Genomic DNA, 17534 nt, shown 5'->3' with positions numbered 1-17534 from the left:
TGAAGTTGCCGGAAGAGGGCCGATTAAATGCTTATACTTTGCACCGCTTAAGCGCAAAGGCTCTTTTGTCAGATAGAGCATCTCCACAATCTCTTTCAATACAGGAGCGAACAGGCCCAGCAGCGATAAGCCGAATGCACCCGCCGGAATCACCGGATTTGACTTTTCGCTCGCTGCGCGGGCAATCCGGACAATTTCCTTGCCCAATGCGGGTATATTTTGAAAAAAACAGCTGCGCCGCCCTTAAAGATAGACGTCGTCAGCTGTTCCAAGAGAAACAATAGATAGCTGTTATTACCCGCTGCTTCGGATGAGCCTTAGTTTCGGCTCCGCAGCTTGGACAGCAGCCGGAGGATCTCCACGTAGAGCCATACCAGAGTGACCATGAGGCCGAAGGCTCCATACCATTCCATGTATTTGGGAGCACCCTGCTGTGCCCCATGCTCAATAAAATCAAAATCCAGCACCAGATTAAGCGCGGCCACGATGACGATAATGACCGAAATGCCGATCCCGATCAGGCTGTTGCTGTGCAGATAAGGAACGGTTACGCCGAACAGCCCCAGCACAAAGCTCAGCAGGTATACGATGGCGATTCCGGCCGTGGCGGCAAATACGCCAAGCTTGAATTTTTCCGTCGCTCTAATAACTCTTGTCTTGTAGGCAAGCAGCAGAGCCGCAAATATGCCCAGCGTCAGCAAGGCGGCTTGCAGTGTAATGCCATAGTACAGGCCTTCGTAGGCGGCCGAAATGGCACCGAGGAACAAGCCTTCAGCCAGCGCATACACAGGCACCAGATAAGGGGCGGCTGTCGGCTTGAAGCTGATGATTAAGGCAAGCACGAAGCCGGTCAGAGCACCGCCGATGGCGTAAGGAGCTACATTTTGCCCGCTGAAGTACATGGACCAGGCGCTGAAGGCGCCTGCCAGCAGAATGGTCAGGGTAATAAAGGTTTTGTTGACCGTTCCGTTAATGCTCATTCGCTCCTGTCCGGAGTATGGTTCCGTGCGCTCAAATGTCTTCTCATTTAACGCGGGATTTCCGCTGCGTCCGATCAATGGATCATCTCATTTCATTCCATATTTGTGTCCATAATAGCATATCCGCCATTCAAGAAGAAACGGCACGGTTGCTGCTTACCCATTATTGATGATGAAAAGGGCAGGCTGTCTCCACCGAAGGGATAGTGCCGGATTCAGATGCCCCGGCGGATTCATTGCCAGCATTTGAAAAAGCATTTGCCCCGGCATTGTCCGCAGAGCCGGCCGGTTCCTTCTCAAGCCACCCGGCATATGCGGATTTCTGATAGCTTAGCCTCGGGCTGAGGTTCAGCTCCTTCAAGGTGCTGTCGTTCCATATCGGCGTAGAGGACGGAGACATGGGCGGGATCAGCCAGCCCCACTTGCCGGATACCTGGCGGCCCCGCTGCTTCTCCTGCTCCTGGAAGCGGACGAATTGATCTGCTGCCGTATGATGATCGACAATGCTGACCCCGGCCAGCTTGAAGGAATGCAGCACGGCACGGTTCAATTCCAGCAGGGCACGGTCCTTCCAGAGCGAGGTGCTGGTGGAGCGGTCCAAACCCAGGAGATCCGCCACGGCCGGAAGCCGGTTATAGCGGCCGGTATCGCCAAGGTTGCGCGAGCCGATCTCCGTCTCCATATACCAGCCGTTAAAAGGCGCTGCCGGATAGACAATCCCTCCGATTTCGAGCAGCATGTCCGACACGATCGGAACGGAATACCAGCGCAGCCCCAGCTCCGGGAACCGTTCAATCTCGGGATGGCTCAGCGGGATCTCCTGCACAAGCTCCGGCGGAATGTCGAACCAGTGCGGCGGTTCCCCGCCGACGCTGATAACAAGCGGCAGCACATCAAAATCGCCGCCGGTGCCCTGCCAGCCCAGCTTCCGGCAGACAGCGGTGAACGCATCGGACGCCGGGTCACCGTTACGCGGATGCTCATCATCTCCCGGATAACCTGCATAGCGGATCAGCTGGTGGTTCCAGATCCGGATCACCTTCTCCGGATCTTCCCCGCTGCGGAACACTGTAATCACGGGACGGATGCGCCCCCCGTTGTTCGCGTGCTTGACATGCTGCAGCAGCGCTGCCGCCACCTCTTCCGCAGTCTCAGCCTCGCGGGCGTCGATTACCTCAAGCGTGTGCCAGAACAAGCGGCCGATACAGCGGCTGTTGTGGCGCCAAGCCATTTTCGCCCCATGCGCCAGCTCCTCCTCCGTATGTGTATAAGTGCCCGATTTCCGGATTTCCTCATGTATGGCTTGAATGCGTTCGGCGGTTTGCTGCTCCGGCTTCTCCAGCTCCGCATAGCATAGCCGGATGAACGACTCCGCCTGCCCGATTAGCACCGTCTGCGATTTGTCTTGCAGCTCATTTTCCAATTATGCCCACTCCCACTTCCAATTCCGGCGGATTCCGCCGGACATTATGTCTATTCTAACCAGAAGACGATCCACAGTATCCTTGCTTGCCCGAGTGTTAATTAATTGTACACAATGCCCAGGGAATCACGCAGCTGCTTGATATCGCTCATAGGCGGAAGGCCAAACAGCCGCGCATACTCACGGCTGAATTGGGAGGGACTCTCGTAGCCCACCTGAAATCCCGCATCGGCGGCTTCCGTTGCTTCGGCTAGCAGCAGCTTCCGGGCTTCCTGAAGGCGAAGCCTTTTCTGGTACTGCAGCGGGCTCAGCGCGGTAACCTCTTTGAAATGCTGATGCAGGGAGGAAAGACTCATATTCACTTCCGCCGCCAATTCTTCAATCCGGAGCGGCTTCGCATAATCATGGCTGATCCGTTCAATAACCCTGGCAATCCGGTGGGCATGTGAGCCCATGAGAGCGAATTGCTTGATGGTGTTCCCCTGTTCATCCTGAAGAATCCGGTACAGGATTTCGCGGATAACAAGCGGCGCAAGCACTGGAATATCCTGCGGCGTATCCAGCAGCTGCGCAAGCCTAAGCGCCGCATCTGCCAGCCGCGTGCCGGTTCTGTGAATCGCCAGTCCGCGTTCCGCCTCACCGCGGGCAATCCAGGACGGCCCGGAATCCTTAATGATATCAAGAATCTGGCCGGAATTAAAAGAAAGCTGCAAGCATAGGTAAGGCATATCCTTAGAAGCAGCAGTAACCTGTCCCGCAATCGGCAGATGGACGGAGCTTACCAGATAGCTGGTCTGATCATAGCAGTAGCTCTCCTGCCCCAGCATAACGAGCTTCGCCCCTTGGGCAATTATGCAAAGAGACGGCTCATACACGGAATATACCGGCTCCGATAATCTGGAAGCGCGGATGAAACGGAGCGCAGGGATAGCTGTATCATGCGTGCCGTCCTGCACGGTGCGGCGTTCAATGATCGAGGCCAGCTCCGTCATCTGCTCTTGCACAGGGTCCTGTGAGGTTGTATTCTCCGGCATGTCATCCCTCCTTCCTCCGGACAATTGAATGACTTAATCATAGTAACTCCCGGAGGAATATGCAAGACCGGCTGTCCGTACCGCTTAAGGCTCCGCCTGCTTGACAGCCGCAGCAGCTGCAAGAGCTGCGTTGCCGGGATAGACAAGGCCATACGAGGGGATACCGCCCAAAAAGGCAATAACCACAGTCTTTTGCAGAGCTGTGTTATTGCCTTTATTGATTGGACGGTTGTATGTGATGATGTATCAAAAAAAGGAAGAAGTGGCAGGAAGTTTGGAAAGGCATGGGCGATAGCGGCCGCAAGTCCAAAATTCACCGCAGTCATAACCAAAGCTTGGTTTGGCCAATCAAAAATTCAGCTTATCTCATGTACATATCCGCCCAATTCGTTATTGCATTTCCGCCAGTCTGGCGATGATTCTTCTTTTGCGGTAGAGCATCCGGGCAGCCTCGGCCACGTCCTCCAGCGCTTTGCGGTTGGTGTAGGCGCCGAAGAACATCCCGGCTACCGGAACGGCCTGCAGCAGCTTTTTCCAGCCCCAGTTGTCGCGGTACACCGTAATGACCTCCCGCCAGCCCTGGATTTTGGACACTGCCGCATTGGTTCCTGCGGTGATATCGCCGTCGCCTCCGGCCTGCAGGTTCAGCTCCTTCAGAATCGCCCTTTTGCCGACGATATCCGAGGAAGCAAACTGCATCACCTTGACGGTAAATATCCGTTCCGCCTTATCGGTAGGATTATAACCATAGCATAGGCCAATCTCCTGAATGACCTTCAGGGACAAGCCCAGAATTGCAGGAATATCGGCGGCCAGTGTGAAGAATCCGCCGAACCCGGTGGTCGCCCCCTGCGCTGTAGCGACATTCCTGCTGCTCTGCGTCAGCTGCTGCGCTGCCTTATCCATAACCGCCAGCGGATAAGGTCCCTCTCCAGAACCGCCGGACGCACGGCTTTCGGCCTGCATCAGCAACCCGACCTTGCGGCCCGCAACAAGATAATTGCCTCCATTCTGTATGTAGCTTCCCAGCTCATCCAGCAGCTTGCCCAGCTTGTCATGAATAATCTTCGGCGTAAGTTTATCGAGCAGCTTGAATGGCAGACGGGTGATGCGGTCCCAGATCATCAGCTTGTTCTGTTCCTTTTCCCACTTCGCAATTCCGGCAAGCGCCGCATCCAGCTCCTCCGCAGTCTCCAGATGCGGGAGGTTTCCAGCGGTTTCAGGCATATCTATGCCCCCTTAAATATACTTATTTGTTGGATTACTACGTTCAATACGGGCAATTGGTTCTATTTAAGTTATAACCGCAATTGCGGGGTGTGATTGATCCGATTAAGGACAGTACCGCTACAACTACCCTCCTTTGCCGAAATCAGATGCACTTTTACCTCTCATTCAAGGTCAGGGGCCACAAGCTTAATTACAGCAAATTTTCATGATCCGTAAGAATTCAAAATGCATAATTTCCAAATATATAATCAAATAATCAAAAATTTATATTTTCAAAAAAGCATTCCCGTGTTTACCCGGAAATGCCGTGATGTTTACTTAACGAGCTATTGCTTGGTTTTGCTATTCGCTGCTTCTGCGGCGGCGAGCCTTTTTTTCTCATCCGCCAGTCTTTCCTCGGTCAGATCGACCCCATGGCCGTCTACCGAGCCCTCAGGGGCATGGCTAACGGCCGCCTCCGCGTGCTCCAGACTATTCTCCGCCTGTGTAAGGGTCTGCTCGTTCGGATGGCTCAGCGCCTGAGTGACGGAATTATGCAGCTTGGTCACCGCATCCTGCGCCTGCTCCACCGTACTGGCCGTCCGCAGACTGGATTCATAATGCTTCATCTTATCAACCGCTCCCTTCTGTCGCAGTAATTAATCCTCTTTAGGATGGATGGTGAGCGGTGTTCTTATGCACAAGCCCTGAAACAGCTGTTGCGCGGGAGCAAGCAGAAACGGCTACGCCGTCCTTGTAAAGGATGGCGTGTTTCAGCGAGAAATAGAAGGATCATTTAGTGTGCCAAGCATATAAACTCTATATTTCAATCGAAAGCGGCTTTGCCGCCCCTTTTGAAGGAGCGTGCCATACTCCGTTCCGCTTGCCGGTTCAGCGGCTGCTCCGCCGCTGAAGCCCTGCTGCCCGCGGCGCTACACCAGGAACATGGCGACGACCGTAGTCGCCGCAAGTCCAAGCAGGACCGGCTTCAGGTTGCGCCGGGCCAGCTCGAACGGGCTGACGCCGCAGATGGCGGCCGCCGGAATGAGCGCCCACGGAATCAGGGTGCCGCCGCCGACCCAGATGGCGGCCACCTGGCCCAGGGCGGTCAGCGTTGCCGCGCCGGAATGGATGGCGGCGGCAAACAGCCGGGCAATCGAGCCGGCCAGCGAGATGCCGGAGAAGCCGGAGCCGTCGAGACCGGTGATCGCGCCGATCACCGTCAGGGTTATGGCTCCCACTGAGCCGTTAAGCGGCACGTGATTCGCCAGGGCGACGCCCAGATCGTTCACGATGCCGTGCGAGCCGTCCGGCAGCACCTGGCCGAACAGCCCGGTAAAGGCCGCGTCGCCGAGATAGAAGAAGGCGGCGATGGGGATCACCGGCCCGAACACCTTGAAGCCGAAGACAAAGCCTTCAATCAGGTAGGAGGTGATCTTCTCCAGTCCCTTGCTGCGATGGGCCAGCAGCGTGACCGTGATCAGAATGAGCACGGCGGTGCCGCCGACAAGCGCCGTAGCGTCCCCGCCCTGGAGTCCCAGCGCAAACATTGCCGCCACATCGAGCAGAAAGAGCAGCGGAATGGCAATCGCCAGCGCTCTCCGGAGCCGGGCGTCCAGAAGAACCGGCCCTTCCTCCACAGCCAGCCCCTCAGCCTCCGCTCCCCTCAGCTTCCCCGTGCTGCCCTTAACAGAGACCAGACCGTCGCTCCAAGTGCCGTTCTTCTGGTCGCGGCGCATCATCCAAAAAGCCGCAACAGTGGTCACAAGACCCATTACAATCACAAGCGGGATGCTTGCTTCCATCACACTGGACACGGGAAGGCCCGCAGCATCTGCGGTAAGCTTCGGTGCGCCCTGGATGATATAATCTCCGGACAACGCAATGCCGTGGCCGAACAGGTTCATGGCTACAGCAGCGCCCAGGGCGGGTAACCCAACCCGCAGCGCTGCAGGCAGCAGGACCGCACCAACCAGCGCAACGGCAGGTGAAGGCCAGAAGAAGAAGGAGGTCACCATCATAATCAGCCCGATGCCCCAGTAAGCCATCGCCGGTGTGCGCATGAACCGGGTAAGCGGGGCAACCATCGTCTCGTTAACGCCTGTAATTATTAGAATCCGGCTCATCGCCACAATAATGGATATAATCATAATCGTTCCCAGCAGCTCTTTGGTCGCATAGACAAAAGAATTGAATATCCCCGACACCGAGCCGCTAAGCGTCTCCGCAGCAAGCAGCCCCAAGGCAAAAATCCCGGCCACACAGATCATCGTCGTATCCCGCCGCCGAACCAGCAGCACCATAATGAACACTATAAAAGTCAGGTAAACCCAATGTATAGCAGTAAGCTGAATGCCCATTATTGAACACGCCCTCTCTTCACCCTGCAGGCTGGTGCTATATGCTATGCGGGCAGGTAGGCGGTTGTTCGTTTAGGCCGAAGAAGGCGGCGCATAGGCTGAACGGCAGAAAACGCCGTCCCTTGATGAGGAACGGCGCAGTCATAATTTTTGAGCACGGGAAAATTTTATTTCGATTTGCCAGCTCTTCTGGCCCGCATCAGCTGAATCTGCTGCAGCCAATCATGGACAGCTGTTCCGTTTACCGGATTCATTATGACTTTTGAGCCCTGAAGAGAACCGGAATGGGAGCAACGCAGATTTCCCGATAAAACCGGGAGGGCAGCTTCCCAGGCATGGCGCCTTTCAGCAGCCGCGCGTGTTTCCCCGGTCTGCCCCTTCCGCTTCGCCGCATCCGGGCGTTGGCCTGTCTCCCTGCCCTCCGCGGAGGCTGCCGGAGCGGTCCATACAGTAATTTTTCCATCCTTATGTACAATGAGGCTGTGAGTCAAGGCTTGTACATCATTCGGCTGCTCCATTGGCTTCAGACCTGCCTGGTGCTCTTGAAAATACGGATTGATGGCTGCATATACTTTATTTTGCATGGCAGGGTCCTTGGCCATCTGCTGAAGGATATTTGGCGCAATTATAATTTCCTGTTGTCCTCCGCTGAGTCCAAGGCTCTTGATCTCTTGGTCTTCTGTGGAAACGGTCTGAATCCGCACCTGCACACGATATTTCCGCTTCATCCGCTCGGCCTGATCCTGCGTTGCCGCTTTGACCGCTGCCAAGGTTTCATTAAAGCCAAGCGCTGCTGCCGGCGTTAACGAATGAATCTCCTGCTGCTGCGGCGACCGGGCCAAAGAAATGCCATTGATTCCGGTAATAGGATTATGCACACTGCTTCCCCCCTCTCTTCATACAAAACGCACTTATCCTATTTATCGGTCACGAGAGAATGATTTTTTAAACCCGGCTGATGCTTACGGAAAAAGGGGAAGCCGCCGGCTCCCCCTTACACTGAACTATAAAGCTATTCCGCCAAAGCTCCGGCGGCGGCATCCTCACCGCCCAGACGGCCGGATGTGAAGGAGTAGCCCAGCCCCACGCCGTTGCCGACATAGGTGTCATTGTACAATACGCCTTCGGATTCCAGTCCAACTGCATACAGACCCTTGATCGGCACGCGGTTGTCGTTCAGCACCTGAAACTTGGTATTGACCATCAGCCCGCCAACCGAGCCCAAATTGTTGATCTCGGCGATAATCGCGTAGTACGGGCCGCTCTCGCCCATGGGAACCAGGTATTCCTTTGCTTTGCCGAACTCGGTATCCACACCTGTCCGGGTCGCTTCCTGGTATTGGCTGACGTCACTTGCAAACACATCCGGGTCCAGACCGGCATTGCGGGCCAGCTCATCAACAGTGCTGCCTTTATAGCCGTCACCGTTCGCTACCATCGATTCGAATACCTTATCCGCATCCTTCCACGGCGTGTCCAGCTTGAACTGGTCGGCAAATGAGGCGTAGAATTCCGGCGGCATTCCCGGCAGAGCAGGTGCTTTTACCCCGTTCATTCCCTTAGCCTTCAATGCATCGATCTGCGCTTGCGAGATAATGACCAAATGATATGCTCCGTTAAACGCGCTGGTATTGGCAGCCGCTACTGAAGTGAGCGTGGCCGCTTCATCCCTGAATCTCGCTCCGGAAGGGCCGACATTCATCAAGGTAGGCAGGTAGGAGAGCATCAACGGATAACTGGCTTCAAACGGCCCGTATTCAGTCTTCAGCTTCTCGGTCGCTCTCGCCAGGGTCTGATGCAGCATTTGCCCGCCGAAATTATCGGGAACCTTGGCCCCGGCATCCCAGGACATTTGCAGCCCTTCGCCGATATTCTGGCCCAGTCCGCCGTTGACGCCTTCGAAGCCGAACGCCTCCTTGACCATTTCTTTGTTGCCGGCATAACCGCCGGTTGCCATGATGATGCTCTTGCCGGTAATCTCAAGCGTCGTGCCGTCGGCTTTCTCCGCAACTACGCCGGTTACCTCGCCATTTGCGCCGGTGATCAGCTTCTTGGCTGTCGTCTCGGTAATCACCTGTCCGCCGCCCTTCTCTACTGAAGCGGCCAGCATGGCCCGGAGGGCGGGCTGGCGGGTTTCGTAGGCCGGAAGCATATGCAGCTGCTCCCCGGCGAAGTTGATGAAGGTGGTTTTGTAGCCTTTCTGGTTCAGCCAATCATAGGTTTCCCCGGACTTCGTCACATACTGGCGGATCGCAGCCGCATCAGCTCTCCAGTGATTATTCACGATCCAGTCGGAGATCTCCTTCTCCACATTGACTTTAAGTCCGCTGCTGACAGCCGCCGAGGAATTGTAGAACTTGCCCGCCCAGGACAGGTTGCTGGCTCCGCCAATTGTGGCTGTTTTCTCGATAATAATAACCTTTGCGCCTTTATCCGCTGCCGAGACAGCCGCCGAGACACCGGATGCCCCTGCACCTACAACGACAACGTCTGCCGACAGCTGCTCGGTTTTGCCTTCACCGGCCTTGGCTACCGTTCTGGACTTGAACGCCTCAACATTGCCGCCCGCCTGCTTCACGGCATCTTCAACGGCGCTCAGAATGGCCGCGCTGGATTCGGAAGCTCCGCTGACGGCATCAATCGCCAGCGTCTGGCCTGCGATAATCTCATCCTTGATCTTGTCAATGGCTTCAACGCCGATCCCTGCGGTTTCCGTCTGGCTGACCACCTGAATGTCGGTGATTTTGGATTCCGCATCCAGGGTAACCTTCACCTGAATCTTTCCGTCTTTCCCATCGGCTTCCGCCTTATAGGTCCCCGCTTTAAAAGATGCCGGCACCTCGTTTGTCTCCGCTGCCTGCTGGCTCGCCTCAGGCGATGCTGACGGCTGTTCGGAGACAGACGGCTCGGCAGCATTATTGCCGCTGCAGCCGCTGATCAGCGAAAGAATCATGACGAGGCACACGGATAACATGAATATTTTGTTCTGTGCTTGCTTGCGCATTGGTACTCCCCCTGTGTGGTTAGTGGGCCGCCCCTTTCTCTCTGGCAGGGCCGCCGGACTACGCACAGAGTGTATACCTTGGTGCTGCACCAAGGTCAATGAATGTTATGTGAATTTTTTCTCAATAGGAATATTGATCTCCAGAAAGGTTTTGTTGCCGCTGCTCATCCGTTCCGTGAACAGAATTTTACCGCGGATATCGCCGGCGACGGCATAGCCCTCTGTCTCGGCATAATCCAGCATGAATTGAAAAGATTCCCGGTCCAAATCCTCCTCATAGGAGCTGGCAATAACCGCGGAAATACAGGTGGACGGCTCAACATACTCCATGCTCTCGTTAACGCAAGCCTTCAGCTCCCGCTGATCCTCTTCCAGCAAAGCCAGACCCCAGCTGTACTCCAGCTCCCCGCTTCCGCGGATATTCACCGTGTTCTCTATTTTGAAGGAATAGAACGAAAAGGGAAGCATTTCCATCCAGGCCTGCACCGTTCTTTTGAGGCACTCCTTTTGCAGAAGCTGATTTTTGTCCGTTTGCTGAATGCGGTACATACCCGGCACCTGCTTCACGCAGCAGGTATAGAAAGAAACGCTGATTTGCTCCAGCTCCGTTTGGATCGCATTAATCTTGTTCAGCAGCATCGTGCTCCGCCTGATCTCCTCTTCCAGCTGCTGCTGCGCGGCGGCAATCGACTTCAGGACCTGCTCCGCAGGGGCGTCATTAATCAGTCCGGCCACATCCTGCAGCGGAATCTGCATACTCCGGTACCACCGGCTGGACAATAAATTCCTGGCGTCCAAATCGCTGAAATAACGGTAATTGTTGTGTTGATCCTTCATCGGGCGCACAATGTCATGCTTCTCATACAGCCGCAAGGTATCTGCTGTCACACCCAGAATCGAAGCAAACTCGCCGATTGAATATATCATAAAAATCCCCCCAGCTTCGTCCAGCACTATCTTCCTGTTATTCATGATAGAGGGTTTTCAAAAAGGACTTTGTGAATTTTGTCACAATTAATCACAAAGCTCTGCCCTCTTCATCCCTGCGCTCTTCCTTTCCGGCAGATTAACCGCCTAATCCATACGCCGCTGCCGGGTTTTTGCCGTCTTGGCCACTTCAACGGAAAAGACAAACCTCCGCTTATTGCTTTAGGATAATCCGTCAAAAAAAGCTTCTGGCTGAGTGGGACCTTTCGCTTTTCCGGTCGCTCCTTACAGCAGGATCGATTATACTAAAATATACTATATGAATTGAACCGGCGAACCTGAAAACGCTGATGGAACGCAAGGAGGTTCATAGGGAACGGAAGCGAAGTGGAAAAAGTAACACTAATGGGCTGGAATTTTGGCTTTAACGGGCTTTAGTGGGATTTTGTACACTTCATGGAGGGCCGTTCACCCCATACGGCTGATTTCATCCGGATTAGTTGTACTTTTTCCCACTAGGAATGAATCAGAATTCGAATGCGCTGGATTAGTTGTACTTTTTCCCACTAGGGATGAATCAGAATCCGAATGCGCTACCTTAGGGGTTCTATTTTCCACTAATTACGGCTGGCGAAAAAGCGGCAGAAGGAAATTCGGGAAATGCAGGAGGAGCGTCTGTCTTTGTCTGCGGATTTCCACCGCGAACAGTGATATACATCAAGAAATCTGCAGACGTGCAGCGGCGGGAAGTCCAAGCATTCTCTGGAGTCACGGCTAATCCTAAGATAGAAAAATTACAAGTTTTCATTCTATATAGAAGATGCAGTTTTGGAGGGAAGCTCATGAATCTGGCGGAGAAGGTGGCGGATCTCCCTTTATCTCCCGGGGTCTATCTGATGAAGGACAGTCTGGGCCATATCATCTATGTCGGCAAGGCCAAACAGCTGAAGAAGCGGGTACAGTCCTATTTTCACAAGGCCAAGGGTCATTCCCCCAAGGTGAAGCAGCTGGTCAGGAATATCCGGGACCTCGACTACAGGCTGACCGATACGGAATTTGAAGCCTTCATGCTGGAGTGCGAGCTCATTAAAGAAATCAAGCCGATGTATAATAAAAAAATGAAAAATCCGCTTGCCTACAGCTATATTGCCATTCGCACGGACACGGCTTACCGGCAGCTGGCAGTGACCTATGATCCGGCTGAGTATGGGGACAGCCCATACTTCGGTCCCTATACCAGCAGAAGCACGGTCGAGCGGGCCTTGCAGGGAATTAAGGAGAGCCAGAAGATTCTCTGCAGCACACCCCACTCCAAAAATGCGTTCTGCCTCAACCACTCGCTTGGCTTATGTATCGGCATGTGCGGGGGCGGAGAGGCGCCGGAGCGGTACGGGGAGATTATGCATCGCGTTGAAGGGCTGCTGAACGGGAACGATCACCGCATTCTGGACGAGCTTCAACGGCGGATGAATCTGGCGGCAGAGAATTTCGAGTTCGAGACGGCTGCCAAATACCGTGATTATTATACGGCGGTCAGAGCACTGCTGCAGAAAGAGAAAGTGATTGGCTTCACCGGGCAGAACAAGAATATCGTTGTACTGGAGTCTGTCAATGAACAAGCGCTTAAGCTGATTCTGATCCAAGGCAGCGAGATTCTTTTCCGCAGCAGGCTGGAAGGAACTTTAAGCGGGACACAGCTGCATGCGGTCATACAATCTGCCATTACAGACTGCTTCGGCAAGCCTTCAAGCGGGAAGCCAATTGAAATCAGCCGCCATAAGCTGGACGAGGCCCAAATCATCTACAGCTATTTAAAAAGCCGCTCCGGCAGCTATGCCCTGATTCCCGGGGAATGGCTTGAAGCAGGGAATGAGACGGTGCTCACGGAGGCGGTCGGGGAATTAATCCGGAGCTATTCGGCAGGTTCGGCGCTGTAAGCTGCGGCCAGGAATAACGCAATAAAAGAGGCTTTCCTCCGGTCAACAGACCCTGGGGGAAGCCTCCTCTTCGTAATCAGTCAAACCACGCTGCGGACTAAGCTGTCTTTTGGCCGGTTCAGGCCGCTCTTGGCCTTAAGCCTTCACTCCGGCCAGCATGGCGCTAACGCCTTCGCTCAGCGGCGTAAGCGGACGCTGCAGCAGCTTCGGGAAATCGCTGCTGACAATGTCCAGTGCGCCTTCGCGGATGGCGGCTTGAATGCCGACGACAATCGGAAGCGCCGCTTCAGGCACACCCGCTCCGGCCATAATACTGGAATAGGCAGCATCATCAACCTGCTGCACCACAACGTCCTTGCCCAGCACCCCGCCGACAACCGCTGCCAATTCTGCCTGGGTTGCCGGTTGGCCGGACAATTCATACACGGAATTCTCATGTCCTTCGCCCGTAAGTACGGCAGCCGCCGCCTCTGCATAATCGCGGCGTGTGGCCCAGCCCACCTTGCCCTCGCCAGCCGAGGTCAGCCATGGCGCTCCGGCTTGAACCGCCTGGATCGAACCCATCTCATTCTCCAGGTACCAGTTATTGCGCAGGAAGGAGTAGGCAATCCCGGATTCACGGATGAATTCTTCGGTAGCTTTGTGTACCGGTGCCAGGAACAGCGGGCTGCTGTCGGCATGGCCGACACTGGTGTAGGCAATAAACTTCACTCCGGCACGTACCGCTGCATCTACGGCGTTCTTATGCTGGCGGATTCTTGTATCATTGTCTCCATCCGCCGAGACAATCAGCAGCCGGTCTACACCGGCAAATGCTGCACCCAGCGTCTCCGGCTGGCCGAAATCGCCGTGACGGACGTCTACTCCGCGTGCACGCAGCTGCTCCGCTTTGTCCGGGTTTCTAACGCTGGCCACCAGCTGTTCTGCCGCTGCCGACTTCAGTAAAGTTTCGGCCACGATTGAACCGAATTGTCCGGTGGCTCCTGTTAATGCAATCTTCATCTCTATTCCTCCTAAGTAGAACTATTTATAGCGATGCCTGCTTCAGCCAAACAGATTCAGCAAGCCTTTCCTTGTAACTAATATAGTTACATGTTTGGAAAATGTCAAACCATACACGTCTCTTTCCGGGCACGCTTTAACTTTGCGTGTAACCACTATGACCAGTTCAGCTTAAGATAAATATTTGTTAGCCTTGCCGCTTTTTGCTATTCTTAATAGAAATAGAATATAGAAATGATCTGCTATCAGAAAGGTTCTGCGCGATGTCTAAACCAAGAGCAAGCATTTATAAGCGATATATTCCTGCCGTCAGTCCCACGCCCGGCTTCAGCGGCTCCGCCTATTGGCTGATCTTCCACTCGGGCAAGCTGCTGGTTACAGAAACTGCAGAAAGCGCCGGCATTCCACTCTTGCCGTCCCTTGAGCAGCTGTCCATGGTTCCCTTAAGAACCCTTTATCTCGGAACATTTGAGGAAATCCCCTGCTTCGCTGCAGAGGTCCGGGCGGATGCACCCGAACCGGAAGGGATGACCTTCCGCCCGCTGCGCTCCCTGTATGAACCGCTGGATGAAGATCTGTTCCATCTTGCAGGCAAGGGCATTCAAATGCTGGCCTGGGATGACACCCACCAGTTCTGCGGCAAATGCGGCACACCTACCGTGCTGTCGCAGATTGAGCATTCACGCGCCTGCCCAGCCTGCGGATTGGTCAGCTATCCCCGGATTGCCCCCGCGGTCATTACCGCAATTCTTAAGGACAACCGGATTTTGCTGGCGCATTCTCCGCATTTTGTGAACAATATGTACGGGCTGATTGCCGGATTCGTCGAGCCGGGTGAGACGCTGGAGGACTGTGTACAGCGCGAGATTATGGAGGAAGTGGGGATCAAGGTTAAGAACATCAGGTACTTCGACAGCCAGCAGTGGCCTTTTCCCCATTCCCTGATGATTGGCTTTCTGGCCGAATATGAGAGCGGTGAAATTACTGTGGACGGCGAAGAGCTGGATCATGCCGACTGGTTCGAGTTCGACCGGCTGCCCGTCATTCCGCCCCAAGTCAGCATCGCCCGCAAACTGATTGACTGGGTAGTCGAGCACCCCTCCTGAAGCAAGCCGAAAGCAAGCCGAGGCGGCCTGCCTCCCGCAACAAGAGGCGGCCTTTTTCCCAGCCGGACGGGCCGAACCCCTTATTGGCTGACCGTTTTGAAATAACGGTAGATTTGGCCCAGCTTACGCTCATGCTTGCCCCGCTTGCTCTCCATGCTGCCGAACTCAAAGAACTTCACCTTGCGAATGCCCACATAGTGAAACAGCGCTTTGCGCATCAACGCTTTGTGCGCATTGTTCAGCAGCAGCAGCGGGTAATGGGCAGGCCCCTTCATGCTGGAGACACAGACCACCGACTTGCCTTTCAGCAGCCCCTCCGGCATCAGCCCGCCCTTGTCCCGGTACGCAAACCCCGAAGCAAATATCTGATCAATATAACCCAGCAGCATGGCCGGAGGCCGGCCCCACCATATGGGATAGACAAATACAATCTTATCCGCCCACAGCAGCTGCTCCCTGTACCGGGCCAATTCAGGATCAGAGTGCATATCTCTTCTGCGCTTATTTTCCCCGAACACCAGGACGGGATTGAACGCCTCCTCATACAAATCAAGCACCTGAATCTCTGCCACCTTCGTATTCTCCCGGCTTCCCCGGAGCACCTCCTGCAAGAAAGCATAGCTCAGGCTCTGGTGATTCGGATGGGTATAGATAACCAATGTGTTCATGGCGCACCTCTTTACTTGTCATTTGATAACCAAAGGGTATCACGGTAATTTTTAGTTGTCAAATGATAATTGTTATTTGATAACTTTTTTGTTATGGTGGCAGGTAGAGGTGATCTTCATGGATAACAACCATTTATTTCAGAAGTTCGTGGCCTTTACGGCATCCGTCCACCAAATAACCAGTGACATCAGCAAAGATGTGAAATCCGAGGCGCTGACGCCCGTACAATATAAAATCCTTGAATATATCGCTGTCAGCCAGCCGGTAACCCTCAGCGAGATCAGCGATTGCATGCATATGTCGATGCCGAACACGAGCCGTGAGCTCAAGAAGCTCAGCGAGAAGCAGCTCTGCGACAAAATCCCCGATCCCGCCGACCGCCGCAAGCAGAGCGTTACCCTCTCCGCAGCCGGAGAGGCCATGATGAATGAGGCCTTTCAGCATATCGCCGTCCGTTTCGCCGAGCGGATCGCCAATGTGACGGACGGGGAACGCCAAGAGATCGAGCGGGCGCTCGATCTGCTGCAGAAGAAGGTATTTTATTAGGAGATGGAGGGCTGCACTGTAAATACGCATTATACGGATTAAAGTTGATTTCTGAATTTCCGGTCCTAAACACCTTCTCTGCGGAATTCGCTGTACAAAGTGTAATAGAACGTTGACCTGAACTGGAATGGAGCTGCGCTGGCCTCAACCGGTTTACGCTTGGTCAAGCCCAAACAAGTGGAAACGGCTTCGCCGTCCTTATAAGGACGGTATCCGTTTCAGCAAGGAGGATAAGGCTAATTTTTAGCGTGAAACATATAAACCTGAATTTCGAAAGTGAATTGAACAAGTCCAGATAGGACAAGGGATAAACCCTCTTTTTCCTTCACCCATTTGGTGCAAGCTGTTTTTCACAAAAAAATCCCTTCGTGTAGAGCCTTTTAGATGATTTGTAGATGCTTACTTTCGAAATTCAGGATAAATTCTTATCTTGAACAAAACGGCTATGCCGCCCTTTGCTGGACAGATTAGCTGTTTGGGATTTCAGGTGTAAGGCTGGCTGCGGTTCCCTGGCTCTCCGGTTCGGTTCCCCTGGCCGGCTGAAGCTCTTCCTCCCCGATCCCTCCAGACCTTCCTGCCCAGACCCGGCGGCTACGCCCAAGTGGAAAAAGGAAACTTAGAGCCTATCCCAGAATAAACTAAGTAAGAACTATGGGTAAGAAAAAAGTAAGAGGTGATGAGAGTTGGCCAGCTTCGCCTCAACAACGCCATTTCTGCCGTTATTTCGGAGTGCACAGGCCAACCCCGCCTCAACTACGGCATTTCTGCCGTTATTTCAGGGCGCGCTGCTGTAATCTTGCGAATAATCTCACACAGCGAGAAAGAGTAAGCGAAGGAGTGTGGAAGTTAACGTTGGGAAGAGAGCTGCCGGATGCTCAGCTTGCCCATTCCGCACCTACACAAGGGGATAAGTACAGAGGAATACGCCTACCTTAAGATGAACTTGAAACACATTCATAAAAAGGACAGCCATTTTAGTGGTAAAAAGTATAACTAAAGCAGCGAATTCGGATACTGGATTATCCCTAGTGGGAAAAAGTACAACTAATCCGGCTGAAATCAGCCAATTGGAGGGAGTGGGCCTCTATTAAGTGTACAAAATCCCACTAAAGCCCGTTAAAGCCAGAATTCCAGCCCATTAGTGTTACTTTTTCCACTTCGCTTCCGTTCCCTATGAACCTCCTTGCGTTTCATCAGCGTGTTCAGGTCCGCCGGTTCCATTCCTATACATTCAATTACCTTTTTGGCTCAACACAAAAATCAGCGGTTGACGATGTGAATGAAGTCCGCTGCGGGTTCAGAGGGTTCTTCCGGCCGCTGTTACAGCCCGGTTTCCT

14 protein-coding genes are annotated in these 17534 nt (G+C 53.9%); 3 read left to right on the top strand and 11 right to left on the bottom strand.

What is annotated here, in order from left to right:
- Positions 1–317: 317 nt before the first annotated feature.
- The 9 genes from HYD27_RS24605 to HYD27_RS24565 all read right to left on the bottom strand — a co-directional run bounded on the left by HYD27_RS24605 (position 318) and on the right by HYD27_RS24565 (position 10937).
- Entirely contained in the window at positions 318–1058 is a 741-nt protein-coding gene (locus HYD27_RS24605; protein WP_219219552.1) for a Bax inhibitor-1/YccA family protein, read from the bottom strand.
- A gap of 85 nt (positions 1059–1143) precedes the next feature.
- Positions 1144–2403 (bottom strand): nitric oxide synthase oxygenase, encoded by a 1260-nt coding sequence (locus HYD27_RS24600; RefSeq protein ID WP_304623811.1) that lies wholly within the window; start codon positions 2401–2403, stop codon positions 1144–1146.
- Between the two features lie 101 nt (positions 2404–2504).
- The gene (locus HYD27_RS24595) at positions 2505–3437 is read right to left on the bottom strand and encodes an AraC family transcriptional regulator (protein WP_219219550.1); all 933 of its coding nucleotides are present in this window, start codon (positions 3435–3437) and stop codon (positions 2505–2507) included.
- A 390-nt stretch (positions 3438–3827) separates the two neighbouring features.
- Positions 3828–4664 carry an EcsC family protein gene (locus HYD27_RS24590; RefSeq protein ID WP_219219548.1) on the bottom strand — a complete coding sequence of 279 codons (837 nt, stop codon included), beginning with the start codon at positions 4662–4664 and terminating at the stop codon, positions 3828–3830.
- Between the two features lie 329 nt (positions 4665–4993).
- Complete coding sequence (locus HYD27_RS24585) at positions 4994–5275, bottom strand: hypothetical protein (protein ID WP_219219546.1); 282 nt, start codon at positions 5273–5275, stop codon at positions 4994–4996.
- Between the two features lie 303 nt (positions 5276–5578).
- Complete coding sequence (locus HYD27_RS24580) at positions 5579–7006, bottom strand: hypothetical protein (protein ID WP_219219544.1); 1428 nt, start codon at positions 7004–7006, stop codon at positions 5579–5581.
- 167 nt (positions 7007–7173) lie between these two features.
- Entirely contained in the window at positions 7174–7884 is a 711-nt protein-coding gene (locus HYD27_RS24575; protein ID WP_219219543.1) for a DUF6033 family protein, read from the bottom strand.
- Positions 7885–8018: 134 nt separating this feature from the next.
- Positions 8019–10010 carry an FAD-dependent oxidoreductase gene (locus HYD27_RS24570; protein ID WP_219219541.1) on the bottom strand — a complete coding sequence of 664 codons (1992 nt, stop codon included), beginning with the start codon at positions 10008–10010 and terminating at the stop codon, positions 8019–8021.
- Positions 10011–10115: 105 nt separating this feature from the next.
- Complete coding sequence (locus tag HYD27_RS24565) at positions 10116–10937, bottom strand: MerR family transcriptional regulator (RefSeq protein WP_219219539.1); 822 nt, start codon at positions 10935–10937, stop codon at positions 10116–10118.
- 842 nt (positions 10938–11779) lie between these two features.
- Here HYD27_RS24565 and HYD27_RS24560 point away from each other — a divergent pair.
- Positions 11780–12874, top strand: coding sequence for a UvrB/UvrC motif-containing protein (locus HYD27_RS24560; protein WP_219219537.1), 1095 nt, complete (start codon positions 11780–11782; stop codon positions 12872–12874).
- Positions 12875–13009: 135 nt separating this feature from the next.
- Here the strand turns inward: HYD27_RS24560 and HYD27_RS24555 are convergent, their stop codons facing one another.
- Positions 13010–13876, bottom strand: a complete 867-nt coding sequence (locus HYD27_RS24555) for an SDR family oxidoreductase (RefSeq protein ID WP_219219535.1) — start codon at positions 13874–13876, stop codon at positions 13010–13012.
- 263 nt (positions 13877–14139) lie between these two features.
- Between HYD27_RS24555 and nudC the strand changes: the two genes are divergently transcribed.
- Positions 14140–14982 (top strand): NAD(+) diphosphatase, encoded by an 843-nt coding sequence (nudC, locus tag HYD27_RS24550; protein ID WP_219219533.1) that lies wholly within the window; start codon positions 14140–14142, stop codon positions 14980–14982.
- A gap of 80 nt (positions 14983–15062) precedes the next feature.
- Here nudC and HYD27_RS24545 read toward each other — a convergent pair whose 3' ends face one another.
- Positions 15063–15650 (bottom strand): NAD(P)H-dependent oxidoreductase, encoded by a 588-nt coding sequence (locus HYD27_RS24545; RefSeq protein ID WP_219219531.1) that lies wholly within the window; start codon positions 15648–15650, stop codon positions 15063–15065.
- A 118-nt stretch (positions 15651–15768) separates the two neighbouring features.
- On the opposite strand from HYD27_RS24545, the gene HYD27_RS24540 reads away from it, so the two are divergent.
- Positions 15769–16197 carry a MarR family winged helix-turn-helix transcriptional regulator gene (locus tag HYD27_RS24540; RefSeq protein WP_219219529.1) on the top strand — a complete coding sequence of 143 codons (429 nt, stop codon included), beginning with the start codon at positions 15769–15771 and terminating at the stop codon, positions 16195–16197.
- The last annotated feature ends 1337 nt before the right edge of the window (positions 16198–17534 follow it).

Origin of the sequence: Paenibacillus sp. S150, assembly GCF_019352175.1 — a bacterium.
GTDB lineage: Bacteria > Bacillota > Bacilli > Paenibacillales > Paenibacillaceae > Paenibacillus_AQ.
The sequence above is the reverse complement of the archived record's forward strand: the minus strand, read 5'-3'. Positions and strand labels throughout refer to the sequence as shown.